General features: G+C 68.6%; 12 protein-coding genes. 8 read left to right on the forward strand and 4 right to left on the reverse strand.

The annotated features are described in order from the left end of the window. Window positions 1-20 precede the first annotated feature (20 nt). The 4 genes from ACWPWT_RS11940 to ACWPWT_RS11955 form a co-directional block, all read right to left on the reverse strand. Window positions 21-476: a hypothetical protein gene (locus ACWPWT_RS11940; protein ID WP_454279784.1), complete on the reverse strand. Its 456-nt coding sequence runs from the start codon at window positions 474-476 to the stop codon at window positions 21-23. A gap of 59 nt (window positions 477-535) precedes the next feature. Continuing rightward, window positions 536-1972 (reverse strand): AMP nucleosidase, encoded by a 1437-nt coding sequence (locus ACWPWT_RS11945; RefSeq protein WP_454279785.1) that lies wholly within the window; start codon window positions 1970-1972, stop codon window positions 536-538. A 101-nt stretch (window positions 1973-2073) separates the two neighbouring features. Then, the gene (locus ACWPWT_RS11950; RefSeq protein WP_261268094.1) at window positions 2074-2292 is read right to left on the reverse strand and encodes a hypothetical protein; all 219 of its coding nucleotides are present in this window, start codon (window positions 2290-2292) and stop codon (window positions 2074-2076) included. A 100-nt stretch (window positions 2293-2392) separates the two neighbouring features. After that, window positions 2393-2872 carry a redoxin family protein gene (locus ACWPWT_RS11955; protein WP_454279928.1) on the reverse strand — a complete coding sequence of 160 codons (480 nt, stop codon included), beginning with the start codon at window positions 2870-2872 and terminating at the stop codon, window positions 2393-2395. Between the two features lie 86 nt (window positions 2873-2958). Between ACWPWT_RS11955 and ACWPWT_RS11960 the strand changes: the two genes are divergently transcribed. The 8 genes from ACWPWT_RS11960 (at window position 2959) to addA (ending at window position 16376) form a co-directional block, all read left to right on the forward strand. Further along, the gene (locus ACWPWT_RS11960) at window positions 2959-3558 is read left to right on the forward strand and encodes a YqgE/AlgH family protein (RefSeq protein ID WP_454279786.1); all 600 of its coding nucleotides are present in this window, start codon (window positions 2959-2961) and stop codon (window positions 3556-3558) included. A gap of 127 nt (window positions 3559-3685) precedes the next feature. Continuing rightward, window positions 3686-5104, forward strand: coding sequence for an adenosylhomocysteinase (ahcY, locus tag ACWPWT_RS11965; protein ID WP_454279787.1), 1419 nt, complete (start codon window positions 3686-3688; stop codon window positions 5102-5104). A 162-nt stretch (window positions 5105-5266) separates the two neighbouring features. After that, window positions 5267-7657: a sensor histidine kinase gene (locus ACWPWT_RS11970; RefSeq protein ID WP_261268090.1), complete on the forward strand. Its 2391-nt coding sequence runs from the start codon at window positions 5267-5269 to the stop codon at window positions 7655-7657. After that, a complete protein-coding gene (gene tsaE / locus ACWPWT_RS11975; RefSeq protein WP_454279788.1) occupies window positions 7654-8100 on the forward strand; it encodes a tRNA (adenosine(37)-N6)-threonylcarbamoyltransferase complex ATPase subunit type 1 TsaE in 447 nt (148 codons plus the stop codon). The genes ACWPWT_RS11970 and tsaE overlap by 4 nt, the downstream gene beginning before the upstream one ends. Further along, a complete protein-coding gene (locus ACWPWT_RS11980) occupies window positions 8097-9080 on the forward strand; it encodes an aminoglycoside phosphotransferase family protein (RefSeq protein WP_454279929.1) in 984 nt (327 codons plus the stop codon). The genes tsaE and ACWPWT_RS11980 overlap by 4 nt, the downstream gene beginning before the upstream one ends. After that, window positions 9077-9832 carry a nucleotidyltransferase family protein gene (locus tag ACWPWT_RS11985; RefSeq protein WP_454279789.1) on the forward strand — a complete coding sequence of 252 codons (756 nt, stop codon included), beginning with the start codon at window positions 9077-9079 and terminating at the stop codon, window positions 9830-9832. Before ACWPWT_RS11980 ends, ACWPWT_RS11985 begins: the two co-directional genes overlap by 4 nt. Next, window positions 9825-12779: a PD-(D/E)XK nuclease family protein gene (locus ACWPWT_RS11990; RefSeq protein ID WP_454279790.1), complete on the forward strand. Its 2955-nt coding sequence runs from the start codon at window positions 9825-9827 to the stop codon at window positions 12777-12779. The genes ACWPWT_RS11985 and ACWPWT_RS11990 overlap by 8 nt, the downstream gene beginning before the upstream one ends. Before the next feature lie 153 nt (window positions 12780-12932). Continuing rightward, a complete protein-coding gene (gene addA / locus ACWPWT_RS11995; RefSeq protein ID WP_454279791.1) occupies window positions 12933-16376 on the forward strand; it encodes a double-strand break repair helicase AddA in 3444 nt (1147 codons plus the stop codon). Window positions 16377-16401: the final 25 nt, after the last annotated feature.

Raw genomic sequence — 16401 nt, forward strand, 5'->3', positions numbered from 1 at the left:
GGCTGAACGGAGGTCGGGCATCAGTCCTTCTTGCTGTCCTCGGCTTTGCTCTCGTCCCGCTTCGGCGTACTCCCCCGCAGCGACAGCAGCGCCGCCGTCAGCCCGGCGGCGGCCGCCAAGCTCCCCAAGATCGACGCCACACCCCATTTGCCGCCCACCCGGTCGAGCCCATGCTTGCCCAGCACTGGCGCAGGCGCGGGCGTGATCGCGGTGGGCTTGCGCGGTGGTGATTTGCGCGGGGTGGTGCGCTTGGTCGATCGCGGCTTGGGTGGTGCCTTGGGCTTCAGCGCGGGCTTGGGGGGCTCGACCGCCGCATCCTCCACCGGGGCGGCATCGGTCGCCTCGACCGGCTTTTCCTCCAGCGGTTCGACCGGCTTGGGCACCGGACGCTTGCGCGGCGCGGCGGTGCCGGCCGTCTTGGGCGTGGCGCGGCGACGGGGCGGGCGCGGCTTCTTGGTGTCCGGTGTATCGGCCATCGACATTCCCCCTGTTTCGGTCCGTGTCCGTAACGCTCTCGGCCCCCGCCGGTTGCCGATCAGCGGAAGGGCGGCTCGTTGAACGCGCGCAGCTTGCGGCTGTGCAGCTTGTCGCCCTCGCGGCGTAGCTGCTCGCAGGTCTCGATGCCGATGCGCATATGCTCGCTGATCGCCCGTTCATAGAAGCGATTGGCCTGGCCGGGCAGCTTCAACTCGCCGTGCAGCGGCTTGTCCGACACGCAGAGCAGCGTTCCATACGGCACGCGGAAGCGATAGCCCTGCGCCGCGATGGTGGCGGACTCCATGTCGATCCCGACCGCGCGGCTGAGCGAAAAGCGCAGCGCCGAGGCGGAGTAGCGCAACTCCCAATTGCGGTCGTCGGTGGTGACGATCGTGCCTGTGCGCAGGCGACGCCGCAATTCATCACCCGACTGGCCGGAGACGATCTCGGCGGCCTTGGCGAGCGCGACCTGGACTTCGGCGATGGCGGGCACCGGAATCTCGGGGGGCAGTACATCGTCGAGCACATGGTCGTCACGCAGATAGGCATGCGCCAGCACATAGTCGCCGATCCGCTGGCTGGGGCGAAGCCCGCCGCAATGGCCGATCATCAGCCACGCCTCGGGCCGCATCACCGCCAGGTGATCGCAGATCGTCTTGGCGTTCGACGGACCGACACCGATATTGACCAGCGTGATGCCGGTGCCGTCTTTGGCGACCAGGTGATAGGCGGGCATCTGGTGCCGCCGCCATGCGCTGTCGGTGACGATCTTGTCGACATCCTCCGGCCGCTCGATCACGATCCCGCCCGCACCCGACAGGGCGGTGAAGCGCGAACCCTCGCCAAGCTGCGACGCGCCCCAGCGGACGAACTCGTCGACATAGCGGTGGTAATTGGTGAACAGCACATAGCGCTGGCAATGCTCGGGCGGGGTGCCGGTATAATGGCGCAGCCGGGCGAGCGAGAAGTCGGTCCGCAACCCGTCGAACAACGCCAGCGGGCGATTGCCGTCGGCGGTCATCCACAGTCCGTCGGCGATCTCGTCGCCGATATGGGCCAGTTCGGTCGCGGGGAAGAAGCGCGCCAGCTCCGCCGCCGACACCGTGTCCAGGCTCAGAGCGTGGCCAGGGTCGAGGACATAGGGAAAGGGGATTTCCTGCCGCCCCGGTACGGCCTCGACCGTGACGTCGTAATCCTCCATCAGCAGGCTTAGCTGCTCGACCAGATAGTCCTTGAACAGCGCGGGCTTGGTCACGCTGATCCGATAGTCGCCCGTCGACACCAGCCGCCCGAAGGACCGCATCGGCGTCGGACGCCCACCGGCACCGCGATAGATAAGTCGGATTTCGGGATAGGCGAAACAGCCTTGCGCGCGCGCTTCCAGCGTCGGCGCGGTGCCATCCCGCAGATAAAGGGTGAGGGCCTCCTTCAGCCGGGTGACAGAGGCGGTGTAGAGGCGGTCGAGTTCTTCGACGATCTTGGCGGCTTGAGTCATCGTCCAGAGCTAAGCCGTGTTTCGGGCTCTGGCAAGCCGGGGTTGAAGGGACCTGACGGCGTGGACGAGTCCGGTTCGTCCACGCCGCCGGTCGAGGGCGATCAGGCGCCCTGTGCGGAGTTCTCGTCGTCCGAGGTGCCGCGCAGCTTGGCCGCACCGAACGCGGCACCGGCGACCGCCGCGGCGACACCGGCGGCGATTCCCGCCGCAGCATAGGGGTGACCCTTCACCGTCTCACCGGCCGCCTTGGCCGCGCCCTGCGCCTTTTCGGCAAAGCTTTTGGCCGCGTCCTGCTTTTCGGGGGGGACATAGGTGGTCATGACCGAGGTTCCTCTCTTCAAGCTGGTCTATGCATGGGAAAACGCGTCGAGCGTCGGGACTGTTCCGCCAGCGATCCGGTTCGCCGCGCAGTTCGCCGGATCAGATTGCGGACAATAGATGCTCGGCGGAGCTCACCTTGAACTCGCCCGGCGCCTCGACGAACAGCTGTTCGACCACGCCGTCATCGACCAGCATCGTGTAGCGCTGGCTGCGCACACCCATGCCGAACTTCGTGCCGTCCAGCGTCAGGCCGATCGCCTTGGCGAAGTCGGCATTGCCGTCCGCCAGCATGGTGATCGCACCAGACGAATGGACTTGGCCCCACGCTTTCATCACGAACACGTCGTTGACGGCGGTGCAGGCGATCTCGTCCACGCCCTTGGCCTTCACGGCATCGGCGTGCGAGACGAAGCCGGGCAGATGCTGGGCCGAACAGGTGGGAGTGAAGGCACCCGGCACCGCGAACAGCACGACGCGCCTGCCCGCGAAGAATTCGGTCGTCGTGACCTGCTCGGGTCCCTCGGTCGTCACCTTGACCAGCGTGGTGGTGGGGAGGCGGTCTCCGACCTTGATCGTCATCATCCAGATCCTAAAGGCAAGCGGCCCGGCACCGTGCCGGGCATCGGCCCGGCCCTCATGCGACCGAAGCGCCGCTGATTTCAAGCATGGCGAGGCGGAGCGGTGATCCCTATAGTCAGGGTGTGCATCAACTGACCTTTCTATCCGGCCAATTCCTGCTCGCCCTTCCAGGCATGGCCGATCGTCGTTTCGACCATGCCGTCATCGCCATGTGTGCGCATGACGAGGGCGGGGCGCTGGGCATCGGCCTGGGCGCGACGATCGAGGGTATCGGCTTCCACGCGCTGCTCGACCAGTTCGAGATACCGCATGGCGACGCGCCCGACGCGCCGGTCCATTTCGGCGGGCCGGTCGAGCCCCGGCGCGGCTTCGTACTCCACTCGCAGGACTGGGAGGGGCAGGACAGCGTCGATGTCGGCGGTCGCTGGATCCTGTCGAGCACGGTCGACGTGTTGCGTGCTATCGCCGAAGGGCGGGGTCCGGCGCAATGGGTGGTGGCGCTCGGCTATGCGGGATGGGATGCGGGGCAACTGGAAGAGGAACTGCGCGAGCCCGGTTGCTGGTTCAGCGTCGCCGGCGATCCGAAGATCCTATACGATGCAACCGCCCCGGATCGGTGGCAGGCGGCGTTCGGTTCGGCGGGGATCGACCCGCGCCTGCTGGTCACCGGCGGCGGCACCGCCTGATCGACGCGCAAGCATATAAAGATATCTTTATATTTGATCCGTAGGGCGAAGGCCGCTAAGGCGGGCGCCGTGCCGATCGGCGTGCGCGCCACGTCTTGGTCGGCCCCATTTTGCACGGAGTTTCGTCGTGTCCACGACTGCCGCCACCAAGAACGATTATGTCATCAAGGACATCAGCCTGGCTGATTTCGGTCGCGCCGAGATCAAGATCGCCGAGACCGAGATGCCCGGCCTGATGGCCCTGCGCGACGAATTCGGCGCTGCTCAGCCGCTCAAGGGCGCGCGCATCACCGGCTCGCTGCACATGACGATCCAGACCGCCGTGCTGATCGAGACGCTGACCGCGCTGGGCGCCGATGTGCGCTGGGCGACCTGCAACATCTTCTCGACCCAGGACCATGCCGCCGCCGCGATCGCCGCTGCGGGCATCCCCGTCTTCGCCGTGAAGGGCGAGACGCTGGCCGAATATTGGGACTATGTCGGCGACATCTTCGACTGGGACAAGAATGGTGACGGCACCACCGCCAACATCATCCTGGACGACGGCGGCGACGCGACCATGTTCGCGCTGTGGGGCGCCAAGCTGGAAGCCGGCCAGACCTTCGGCGAGCCGGAGAATGAGGAAGAGGTCGAGTTCCAGCGTTCGGTCAAGGCGTTCATCGCCAAGAAGCCGGGCTATCTGACCCAGACCGTCAAGAACCTGAAGGGCGTGTCGGAAGAGACCACGACGGGCGTTCACCGCCTGTACGAGATCGCGAAGAAGGGCGAGCTGCCTTTCCCCGCGATCAACGTCAACGACTCGGTCACCAAGTCGAAGTTCGACAACCTCTACGGCTGCAAGGAATCGCTGGTCGACGCGATCCGTCGCGCCACCGACGTCATGCTGGCGGGCAAGGTCGCCGCGGTCGCCGGTTTCGGCGACGTGGGCAAGGGCTCGGCCCAGTCGCTCCGCAATGGCGGCGCGCGCGTGCTCGTGACCGAAATCGACCCGATCTGCGCGCTGCAGGCGGCGATGGAGGGCTTCGAGGTCGTGACCATGGATGAGGCCGTGAAGCGCGCCGACATCTTCGTCACCGCGACCGGCAACGCCGACGTCATCACCGCCGATCACATGAAGGCGATGAAGCCCATGTCGATCGTCTGCAACATCGGCCACTTCGACAGCGAAATCCAGATCGCGGCGCTGTCGAACTATAAGTGGACCGAAGTGAAGCCCGGCACCGACCTGGTCGAGTTCCCGGACGGCAAGCAGATCATCGTGCTGGCCAAGGGCCGCCTGGTGAACCTGGGCTGCGCGACCGGCCACCCGTCCTTCGTGATGTCGGCCTCGTTCACCAACCAGACGCTCGCCCAGATCGAGCTGTGGACCAAGGGCGAGGACTACAAGAACGAAGTCTATGTCCTGCCCAAGCACCTCGACGAGAAGGTCGCCGCGCTCCACCTCGAAAAGCTGGGCGTCCAGCTGTCGAAGCTGTCGGAGAAGCAGGCCGCCTATATCGGCGTGCCGGTCGAGGGCCCGTTCAAGCCGGATCATTATCGCTATTGATCCGACCATCGGGTTTCGATCCGACGGAAAGGCAAAGGGGGTCGTCCGAAAGGGCGGCCCCTTTTTCATGTGCCGTCCTGCCGGGCCGTTGTTCGATATGGCGTATCGTGTGCCGATCGGGCTAGATGGATCGATGCAGCGTTCAGGCCCGGCCCTTTTCGGATGATCACGATCGGTAGCGTCGAGGCAGCGCTGTTGGGCGCGGGGGCGTGCGCGATGATCGTCGTCGGCATGATCCTGTTGTTCCTGGGTATTCGCGCACGGGCCGAGGCGTCGGCAGTGCGGCTGGAGCGCGATCGGCTCGATGCCCTGCTGCGCGCGGGGCCTGCCCAGGCGATGCTGATCCGCAGTGACGGGCGGATCGAAATGCCCCGGCGGTTGGCCGACTGGCTTGGGCTGGCCGAAGTCGCGCGCTTCCTGGAGGAACTGGCCTCCGACGATAGCGGACTGTCGGCGGATGATGCCGCGTCGCTGGCCGCCGATCTGAACGCCGCGCAGAAGACCGGCCGCCGCTTCCGCCGGATCGTCCGGCCGCAGCAATCGGAACGGACCCTGTTGTTCGACGGCGCACGTGCGCCGGGGGATCAGGGTGCGGCGGGCGCGGTCGTCATCTGGGTCTTCGACATGACCGAGGCGCAGGACCAGATCGTCCGTCTGGATGCCGAGGCCAAGCGGCTGGGCGATGCGTTCCAGGCGCTGACCGGGCTGATCGAGGCCGCGCCCCTGCCCATGTGGTATCGCGGCCCCGACCTGCGCCTAGCGATGGTCAACACCGCCTATGTCGATGCGGTGGAGGGACGCGATGCCGCCGATGTGGTCGGGCGCGGGCTGGAACTGGTCGAGGGTTCGGGGCGCGGTGGTCCGCTGGCGGGGGCGGCGGCGGCGCGCGATCAGGGGCGACCGCACGAGCAGGTGCTGCCCGCCACCATCGACGGCGCGCGCCGGGCCCTGCGCATCTTCGACGTCCCATTGCCGACAGGGGGCATTGCGGGTTTCGCGGTCGATATCGAGGATCTGGAACAGTCGCGTGCCGGGGCCAAGCGCTTCGCCGAGGCGCAGCGCGCGATGCTCGACCGGCTATCGGCGGCGGTGGCGCATTTCGGGCCCGATCGGGGCCTCGTCTTTTGCAACCAGCCCTTTCGCCGCATGTTTGCGATGAAGGCGGAATGGCTGGCCGATCACCCCGAATTCGACCGCGTCCTGGAACGGATGCGCGAGGCCAATCGCAGCCCCGAGGTCCGCGACTTTCCCGGATGGAAGGCCGAGCGGGTCGGCTGGTTCCGCCAGGCGAGCGGCGGTATCGAGGAGCAATGGCATCTGCCCGGCGGCACCCATCTGCGCGTCGTGGCGCAGCCCTTGCCCGATGGCGGGTTGCTGCTGATCTTCGAGGACCGGACCGAGGAGGTGCAACTCGCCTCCGCGCGTGACACGCTGCTGCGGGTGCGGACCGCGACCTTCGACAATCTGTTCGAGGCGCTGGGCGTGTTCGCCGCCGATGGCCGGTTGCAATTGTGGAACAACCGCTTCCGCGCGCTCTGGGGGCTGGAGGAGGATTTCCTGACCAGCCATCCGCGCGTCGATGCCTTTGCCGAGCGCGTGGCCGAGCGGCTGGCGACGCCGGGCCGGTCCGGGCTGATCGTCGATCTGGTCCGGTCCGCGACGATCGAGCGGCAACAGCGCGGCGGCCGCGTCGCCTTCGCCGATGGCCGGCATTTCGAATTTGCGGGTGTGCCGCTGCCCGATGGCAATGCGCTGTTCACCCTGCTCGACATCACCGACAGCCGCCGCGCCGAACAGGCGTTGCGCGACCGCGCTGACGCGTTGGAGGCGGCGGACAAGGTCAAGACCGCCTTCGTCGCCAATATGAGCTATGAGCTCCGCACCCCGCTGACCTCGATTAGCGGCTTTGCCGAGATGTTGCATGGCGGGTTTGCAGGAGCGCTGCCCGAGACGGCGACGACCTATGTCGAGGCGATCCTGGAATCGACCGAACGGTTGGGCCTGCTGGTCGACGATGTGCTCGATCTGACCCGGACCCATGCGGATGCCGAGATCGCGCGCGAGGATGTCGAACTGGCCCGCGTCGCACGCGCGGCGGCGGACACGATCCGGCCGCTGGTGGGGCGACGCAAGCTGGACTTCGCGGTCGAGATCCAACGTTCGCTAGGCCGCATCACCGGCGACCGGCGGCGGTTGCAGGAGACGATCGAGCATCTGCTGCGCCATGCGGTCGAGCATACGCCGGAGGGCGGGCGCATCCTGTTGCACGCCGATGGCGACTCCGCCCGCGCACGGATCGTGGTGTCGGATGACGGGCAGGGCATGGACGAACAGGCGGTCGCCCGTGCTTTTGACCGCTTCGCCGAACCGGGGATCAAGGCGACGGGCGAGCGCGCGCTGGGCCTCGGCCTGCCGCTCGCCAAGCAGTTCGTCGAGGCGCATGGCGGTTCGATCAGCCTGTTGTCCGAGCCGGGCGAGGGAACGTTGGTGACGGTCGAACTGCCCCGACGTGTGGCGGAGAAGGATCGAACGACGGGAGAGGACAGGGCATGACGATCCGGCTGGCCGATGCCGCCGCCACCGAGGAATTCGGGCGGCGGCTGGCGGCGCATATCCGCCCCGGCGATGTGGTGACGCTGACCGGCACGCTGGGCGCGGGCAAGACGAGCCTGGCGCGCGGTCTGCTCGCCGCGCTCGGCCTGCCGGGCGAAGCGCCGAGCCCCAGCTTTGCCATCGTCCAACCCTATGCCCCGCCCGAAACGGCGATCCCGATCCTCCATGTCGATCTCTATCGTCTCGACGGGCCGGGGCAGATGGAGGAGCTGGGGCTGGACGAGGCCTTGTGGGACTCCGCTCTGATCGTCGAATGGCCCGACCGGGCGGGGCCCGATGCGTGGCCCCAGGCGCTCGCCCTGACGCTGGAAATCGATCCGGCGGGCGGTCGTGTCTTGACAGCGAAGCTGCCCTTGGGCTGGGAAGCGCGATGGCCGATATGACCCCGCCGGCGGACGCCGCCGCCTTTCTGACGACACTGGGATGGGGAGGGGCGGTCATCGCGCCGCTTGCCGGTGATGCCTCGTTCCGCCGCTATTTTCGCGTGACCCTCGAGGGGCGAAGCGCGGTGCTGATGGACGCGCCGCCCCCGCATGAGGACCCGCGCCCGTTCATCGCGGTCGCGCGCTGGCTGGTCGGTCGCGGTTTCGCCGCGCCCGCCATATTGGGTGCGGACGAGGCGCGCGGGCTGGTCCTGATCGAGGATTTCGGCGACGACCGGATGCGCGAGGCGATCGAGCATGATCCCGATGCGGCGGTGTCGCTCTATAGTGACGCGGTCGATCTGCTCGCGCGGTTGCGCGGCCACGCGCCCGAGGGGCTGGCCCCCTATGACGCCGCCGTCCTTCACCGCGAGGCCGGGCTGTTCACCGAATGGTATGCCCCCGCACTCGGACTGGACGTGGATGTCGAGGGGTATCGCGCGGCGTGGGACCGCGTCTTCGCCCATGCCATCGCCGACAATCCGGTCACCGTGCTGCGCGACTATCATGTCGAGAATCTGATGCTGGTCGGGCCGATGCGGACCCTGGGTCTGCTCGACTTTCAGGACGCGCTGGCGGGCCATTCCGCCTATGACCTGGTCTCGCTGCTCCAGGATGCGCGGCGCGACGTGGAGCCGTCGATCGAACAGGCGATGCTGGAGCGCTATCTGGCGGCGACGGGCGAGGGCGATGCGTTCCTACGCGCCTATCATGTGCTGGGCGCACAGCGGAACGCCAAGATACTGGGCATTTTCACGCGCCTGTGGAAGCGTGACGGCAAGCCGCGTTATGCGGGCCTCTGCCCGCGCGTATGGGCCTATCTGGAGCGTGATCTGTCGCAGTCGGTGCTCGAGCCGGTCGCGGCCTGGTTCGACGACAATATCCCACCCGAATTGCGCGGCGATCCGCAGCGTCTGGCAACGCAGGGAAGCGTGGCATGACCCGGCAACTCTCGATCCGCCCCATGCCGCATGGCCGGGTGCCGCGCACCGCGATGGTGATGGCCGCGGGCATCGGCAAACGGATGCGCCCGCTGACCGCGACGCGGCCCAAGCCGCTGGTGTCGGTGGCGGGCAAGCCGCTGATCGATCACGTCTTCGACCGGCTGATCGCGGCCGGAATCGAGCGGGCGGTGGTCAATGTCCATTACCTGGCCGACCAGTTGGAAGCGCATCTGCGCGACCGCTCGTCGGAGATCGAGATCATCATCTCCGACGAGCGCGATCGGCTGCTGGAAACCGGCGGCGGGCTGGTCAAGGCGCGGCCATTGCTGGGGGACGATCCCATCCTGGTCGTCAACAGCGACAATCTCTGGATCGACGGTCCGGTCGATGCCATCCGCCTGCTCGCCTCCCGCTGGGATGAGGCTCGGATGGATGCGCTGTTGCTGATGGTGCCATTGGCGCGCGCGCATAATCATCAGGGGCAGGGGGATTTCTATCTCGGCCCCGATGGCCGGATCACCGGGCGGCGGGCGCGTAACCGGGTGGCGCCTTTTTCCTATACGGGCATTCAGATCATGCATCCGCGCTTGATCGCGGACGCGCCCGAGGGGCCGTTTTCCACCAATATCTTCTGGAACCGCGCGATCGAGGCGGGGCGCGCCTATGGCCAGGTCCATCAGGGCCTGTGGTTCGATGTCGGCACGCCGCGCGCCATTCCGCAGACGGAGCTGATCCTCGGGGATGGTTGAGTCGCGCCGCCCCCGGCTGCACACCATTCCCGCGCATCGCGGCTTCGCCGATGCGCTGGTCGCCGGGCTGATGCGGCGCACGGGTGGCGATCCGCTGACACTGGCGCAGGGTATGATCCTGTTGCCGACCAATCGCGGTGTCCGCGCCGTGACGGAGGCGTTCGTGCGCGCGAGCGGCGGCGGCCTGATCCTGCCGCGCATGGTCGCGCTCGGCGACCCCGAACTGGGCGAGGCGGCAGGCTCGGCGCTTGATCCCGCCGATGCGGACGCGCCGCCACCGCCCGCCATTGCGCCATCGGCCAGGCGGATGATCCTGGCCCGGCTGGTCGAGCAGGAGCGCGCGCGGGCGGGGCAGCCGGTCACCGCGGCGGAGGCGGTGCGGCTGGCTGGCGATCTGGCGCGCACGCTGGACCAGATGCTGGTCGAGGAGGTCGATCCGGCCGAACTCGCCGCGCTCGACCTGGGCCCCGAACTGACCGAGCATTGGCAATCCGCGCTTGCGACCTTCTCGGTGGTGCTCGACCGGTGGCCGGGCGTGCTGGAACGGATGGGGCGGATCGATGCGGCGCGGCGGCGGACCTTGCTGCTCGACCGGATCGCCGCGCGCTGGCGAGGGGCGCAACCGGCGGGTTTCGTCTGCGCGGCGGGCGTGACCGATACCGCGCCGGCGGTGGCACGGCTGCTGCGCTGCGTGTCGGAGATGCCGGGCGGATCGGTGGTGTTCGCAGGGCTCGATCTGACCATGCCCGGCGAGGAGTGGGACGCGCTCGGCCCGCATAAGCCCGATCCGGAGACGGGGCGGACCCGTCGCTCGATTGAGACGCATCCGCAATTCGCGCTGAAGCTGCTGCTCGACCGGATGGGCGTCGGACGGGGCGAGGTGACGGTGTGGCGCGGTGGCGGCGACTATGACGCCGGGCCGATACGCGGTCGGGCCATCGCCAATGCCATGGCGCCCGCCGATTTCACCGGCAAATGGACCGATCTGCCCGCCGAGGACCGGCGGCTGTCCGGCGTGTCGACCATCGAACTCGCCACGCCCGCCGAGGAAGCACAGGCGATCGCGCTGGCCCTGCGCGAAGCCGTCGAGGAGCCGGGACGCACCGCCGCGCTGGTCACGCCCGACCGGGAACTGGCGCGCCGGGTGGCGGCGCATTGCCGGCGTTGGGGGATATTGATCGACGACACCGCGGGGCGGCCCTTGTCGATCCTGTTGCCGGGCACCTTCCTCCTCCAACTGGCGGAGGCGGCAGCCCAGCATTTCGCGCCGCTCCCCCTGCTGGCGTTGCTCAAGCATCCGCTGATCCATGGCAATATGGAGCGGGTCGAATGGCTGGGCGGTGTGCGGGCGCTCGACCGGGCGCTCCGCGGGCCACGCCCCGCGCCGGGGCTGGACGGGATTGCCGCGCATGTGGCCGACAAGCCGACGGCGTCCGCCTTCTGGGCCAAGGCCGCGCCGATGCTGGAGGCGGTAGGACGCACCTTCGGCGATGGGCCGCAGTCTTTGCGCGGCCTTCTGGCTTGTCTGCGGGAATGCGGGCAGGCGCTGTGCGGCGATGCGCTGTGGACCGGGCCAGCCGGGCGCGCGGCGGCGGAATTTCTGGCGGGCTATGAGGAGCAGGCCGATCACGGCCCCGCGCGCGTTGATCCGGCGGAACTGCCGGGCCTGTTGCGCAGCCTGTTCGATGAGATCGCCATCCGCGCCATCCCGCGCGAAGGCCAGCATCCGCGTCTCGCCATCTATGGTCCGATCGAGGCGCGTCTCCAGACCGCCGACCTGATGATCGCGGGCGGTTTGAACGAAGGCGTCTGGCCGGGTCGCCCCGCGCCCGATCCGTGGTTGGCCCCGCGTATCCGCTCGCTGCTCGGGCTGGTCGGGCTGGAGCAGCGCATCGGGATCGCCGCGCACGATCTGGCGCAGGCGATGGGCGCGCCGCGTGCGCTCCTGACCCGCGCCCGGCGGGATGGCAGCGGGCCGACGCTCGCCTCGCGCTTCTGGCTGCGGCTTCAGGCGATGGCGGGCGACCGGTTCGAGGCGCATCCGAGCCTGGCACGCTGGGCGGAGAAACTCGACCGGCCGGAGGACTACAGGCCCGCCGACCGACCCGCGCCCAAGCCGCCCGCCGCGCTCCGCCCCACCGCGATTTCGGTGACCGAGGTCGATCGGCTCAAGGCCGATCCTTATGCCTTCTACGCGCGCCGCGTGCTGCGCCTGTCGCCGCTCGATCCGGTCGATGCCGATCCCAGCGCGGCGTGGCGGGGCACCGCCGTCCATGACATTCTCGAAATGTGGTGGAAGGAGGATCGATGTGACGTGTCGGCCCTCCGCCCCCGCGCGCTGGCGATGCTGCGCGATCAGCGGACGCATCCGATGATGCGTGCGCTGTGGCAGCCCCGGCTGATCGAGGCGATCGACTGGATCGCCGCAGAGGTCGCCGTCAAGGCCGGCGAGGGCCGCCATGTCCTGAGCGCGGAAGGCAAGGGCGAGGCCAAGCTGGCGGGCGTGACGCTGACCGGGCGGTTCGACCGGATCGACCAGGCTTCGGACGGTTCGCTGGTGGTGATCGACTATAAGACCGGCAAGCCGCCCTCGACCACGGCGGTACGCGAGGGGTTCAGCCTGCAACTCGGGCTGCTCGGCCTGATCGCCGAGCGCGGCGGGTTCGAGGGCGTGGCGGGCAAGGCGGGCGGCTTCGAATACTGGTCGCTGGGGCGTGGACGCGAGGGGCTGGGCTATATCGCCACGCCGGTCGATCCCGACGGCAAGCGTGAACGGATACGGACGGATGAGTTCGTATCCATCGCAGCGGCGAATTTTGCGGAGGCGGCGGGGCAATGGCTGACCGGCGATGCGCCGTTCACGGCAAAGCTGGTGCCGGAATATGCGCCCTATGCGGAATATGACCAACTGATGCGGCGGGATGAATGGTATGGCCGTGATCGGTAAGTCCTTGGCTTCGGGCGCGCGTGATGGCGTGGCCTTTGATCCCGTTCAGGCGGAACGGAGCGGGGGCTTGGTTCCTACTTCCGTTCACGCTGAGCGAAGTCGAAGCGCGTGGGACTCCCGCTGCCCGGACCATGCTGCATGAGCGCGCGGCCCATGGCGAACCTGCCCCCGCTCAAGGGCGATCAGGCCGCTGCCAGCGACCCCGCCGCGCATGTCTGGCTGTCCGCCTCGGCGGGCACCGGCAAGACGCAGGTGCTGGCCGCGCGCGTGTTTCGTCTATTGCTGCGCGGCGTCGCGCCCGAGGCGATATTGTGCCTGACCTTCACCAAGGCAGGCGCGGCCGAAATGGCGCAGCGGATCAACGGCCGCCTCGCCGCCTGGGTGCGGATGCCCGAGACCGAGCTGTTCGCGGACCTGCGCGCGCTGGGCGAAACCGCGACGCCCGATTTGCGGGAGCGGGCGCGAACGCTCTTCGCGAGGGTGCTCGACGCGCCGGGCGGCGGGCTGCGCATCCAGACGATCCACGGCTTTTGCCAGGGGTTGCTCGCGGCGTTTCCGGTCGAGGCGGGGCTCGCCCCCGGCTTTCGTCCACTGGAGGCGCGCGAAGAGGCAGTGCTGGCGCGCGAGGCGCTGGCACGGATGCTGGAGACCGCGGAACGGGAGGGCCGGGTCGGGCCGGTCGAAACGGTCGGCGCGCTGTCGCTGCGATTGGGTGAGGGTGGGGCGGAAAGCTTCCTTGCCGCCTGTGCCCGCTCGCCGGGGGCCTTGGAGGCGTTGCCCACCGGCATCCAACCCTGGCTTCGTCGCGCGCTGGGCCTGCCATCCGGCGACATCGACGAGGCGATTGCCGAGGGCGTCGACGAGATCGACGAGGATGCCGTCGCCCGTTTGGCAGGCGCGAACCGGGCCTGGGGCACCGCGACCGGTGAAAAGGTGGCGGCGGTGCTGGAGCGATGGCTGGGGAGCGACCGGGCCGGTCGCGTTGCCGGACTTGAGGAACTGATGGGCACGGTCTTCACCGCCAAGGGGGAGCCGCGCAAGGCATCGAAAAAGCTGACCGATGCCGATCCCGATTATGAGGATATGGCGCGCGAACTGGGCGAGGCGTGTCGCCATCTGCTGGGCCTGGCGGCGAGGGCGCGTCATGCCGACCTCCTGGCGGATGCGCTGGCCGTGGGGCGTGACTATGCACGGGCCTATACTCTGTCCAAGCGCGCGATCGGGGCGGTGGATTTCGACGACCTGATCCGCACGACCGTCGATCTGTTGGAGCGGCCGGGCATCGGAGAATGGGTCCGCTACAAGCTCGATCAGGTGACCGAGCATGTCCTGATCGACGAGGCGCAGGATACCAATGCGCATCAATGGCGAATCGTCCGCGCGCTGGCCGATGAGTTTTTCGTCGGGCGCGGGCTCTATGCGCCCTCGACCCGGACGCTGTTCACCGTCGGCGACCACAAACAGGCGATCTTCGGCTTTCAGGGCACCGATCCGATCAATTTTCAGGCGGCCGAACTCCATTTCTCGCGCAGGGCCGGGGAGGTGGCGGGCGATGACGAATGGCCGCCCGAGGAACGCGGCCTGCCGTTCAACCAATTGTCGCTGACCCACAGCTTCCGTTCCACCACCCCGATACTGGAGTTCGTGGACGCCGCCATCGAGGCGCTTGGCGAACCCGGCATGGGGATGGCGTCCGAAGTCGAGCGTCACGCCAGCGAGGTGAAGGGCCCCGGCCGCGTCACGCTCTGGCCGCCAGTGGTGGCGGGCGGCAGCGACGAGGACGAGGAAGGCTGGATCGACGATGCGGTGCGCAAGGTCGCCACCGACATCGCGCGCGCTGTCCGCCGCTGGCTGGATGATGGCGTCATGCTGGAGAGCAAGGGCCGTCGCCTCGAGCCGCAGGACATCATGATCCTGGTCAAGCGGCGCGGCGACCTCGCCTCGCTGATCGTCGCGCGGCTTTATGCCGAGGGGGTGCCGGTGGCGGGTGTCGATCGGCTGCGGCTGAACGCGCCGCTGGCCGTGCAGGACCTGCTGGCGACGGTGCGCTTCGCGCTTCAGCCCGATGACGACCTGTCGCTCGCCTCGCTGCTCGTCTCGCCCCTGATCGGCTGGTCGCAGGATCAGTTGATGCAGGCGGGGCACCGCGAGCGGGGATCGCTCTGGGCGCATCTGACGCGGACACGGCCGGCCGAGGATCTGGCCCCGCTCCGCCAGATGCTGGCAAGGGCGGACGTCTCGACGCCATACCAGTTTCTGGAGGAATTGCTGTCGGGGCCGCTTGATGGCCGGCGCAAGCTGATCCGGCGTCTGGGGACCGAAGCGCGCGATCCGATCGAGGAACTGCTCAACGCCGCGCTGACCTTCGAAAGTACGACGACGCCTTCGCTTCAGCGGTTCCTCGACTGGTTCGATCGCGGCGATGTGGAGATCGTGCGCGATCCGTCCGCGCCGCTCGACGCGGTGCGGGTGATGACGGCGCATGGTTCCAAGGGGTTGCAGGCGCCGCTGGTCATCCTGGCCGATGCGACCGCCGACCCGACGGCCAGCCCCCGTTCGATCCTGCGCTGGACGCCCGAACCCGGCGCACTGCCCATCCCGGTCTTCCCGCCGCGTGCCGAGGAGCGCGGCGGCCCGCTCGACGCGGTAGCGGCCGAGATCGCCGCGCGCGAACTAGCCGAGCATTGGCGCCTCTTCTATGTCGCTGCGACCCGCGCCGAAGAGCAGCTGGTCATCGCGGGTGCACTCGGCAAGCGGGCCGCCGGGGTGCCGCCGATGCATAGCTGGTACGCGACCTGTTCCCGCGCGATGACCGCGCTGGGCGTGCCCGAGACCGAGCCGGGCGATGGGCAGCCCCGAACGTTTATCGGCACGGTGTCGCAGCCACCCGTCACGCCGCGCCCCGGCGTCGTCGCCCTGTCCGGCGCTCGCGTGGAAACGGTGCTACCCGAATGGGTCCACCGGCCCGCGCCGCAGGAGTCGCGTCCGCCACGTCCGCTCGCCCCGTCGCAACTGGGCGAGGATATGGTCGCCGACCCGCCGCCCACCCTCGCGATGCGCGCGGCGGCGGAACGTGGGCGGCTGATCCATTGCCTGCTCGAACGCCTGCCCCCGGTCGCCCCCGATTTGCGACGTGGGGCTGCGGAGCGCTGGCTGACCCAGGCGGCGGGCGTCGAGGATGCGGCGTTGCGCGCCGATGTGACGGCGGCGGTCTTCGCCATTCTGGACGATCCGGCCTATGCGCCGCTGTTCGGGCCGGGCTCGTTGGCGGAGGCGCCGATCGCCGCGACACTCTCCAATGGGCTGGTCGTGTCCGGGCGAGTCGATCGCTTGCTGGTCGGCGCGGAGGAGATACGGCTGATCGACTATAAAACCGGGAGGCGCGCGCCGGGAGGCATTGATGACGTCCCGGTGTTCCACCTCGCGCAGATGGCGGGCTATGCGGCGGCGCTGGAAGTAATCTTTCCGGGGCGCCCGGTATCGGTCGCGCTGCTCTACACCGCCGGGCCGCGCCTCATCACGGTTCCCGATGCGCTGCTCGCCGCACACAAGCCCGGCTATCGCGACGGGGAGCAAAGCTTGCCGTTCGGAGGTTGAGGGACCGACGCGCCCATCCTAGATG

The sequence above is a fragment of the Sphingomonas sp. Marseille-Q8236 genome, assembly GCF_965112005.1.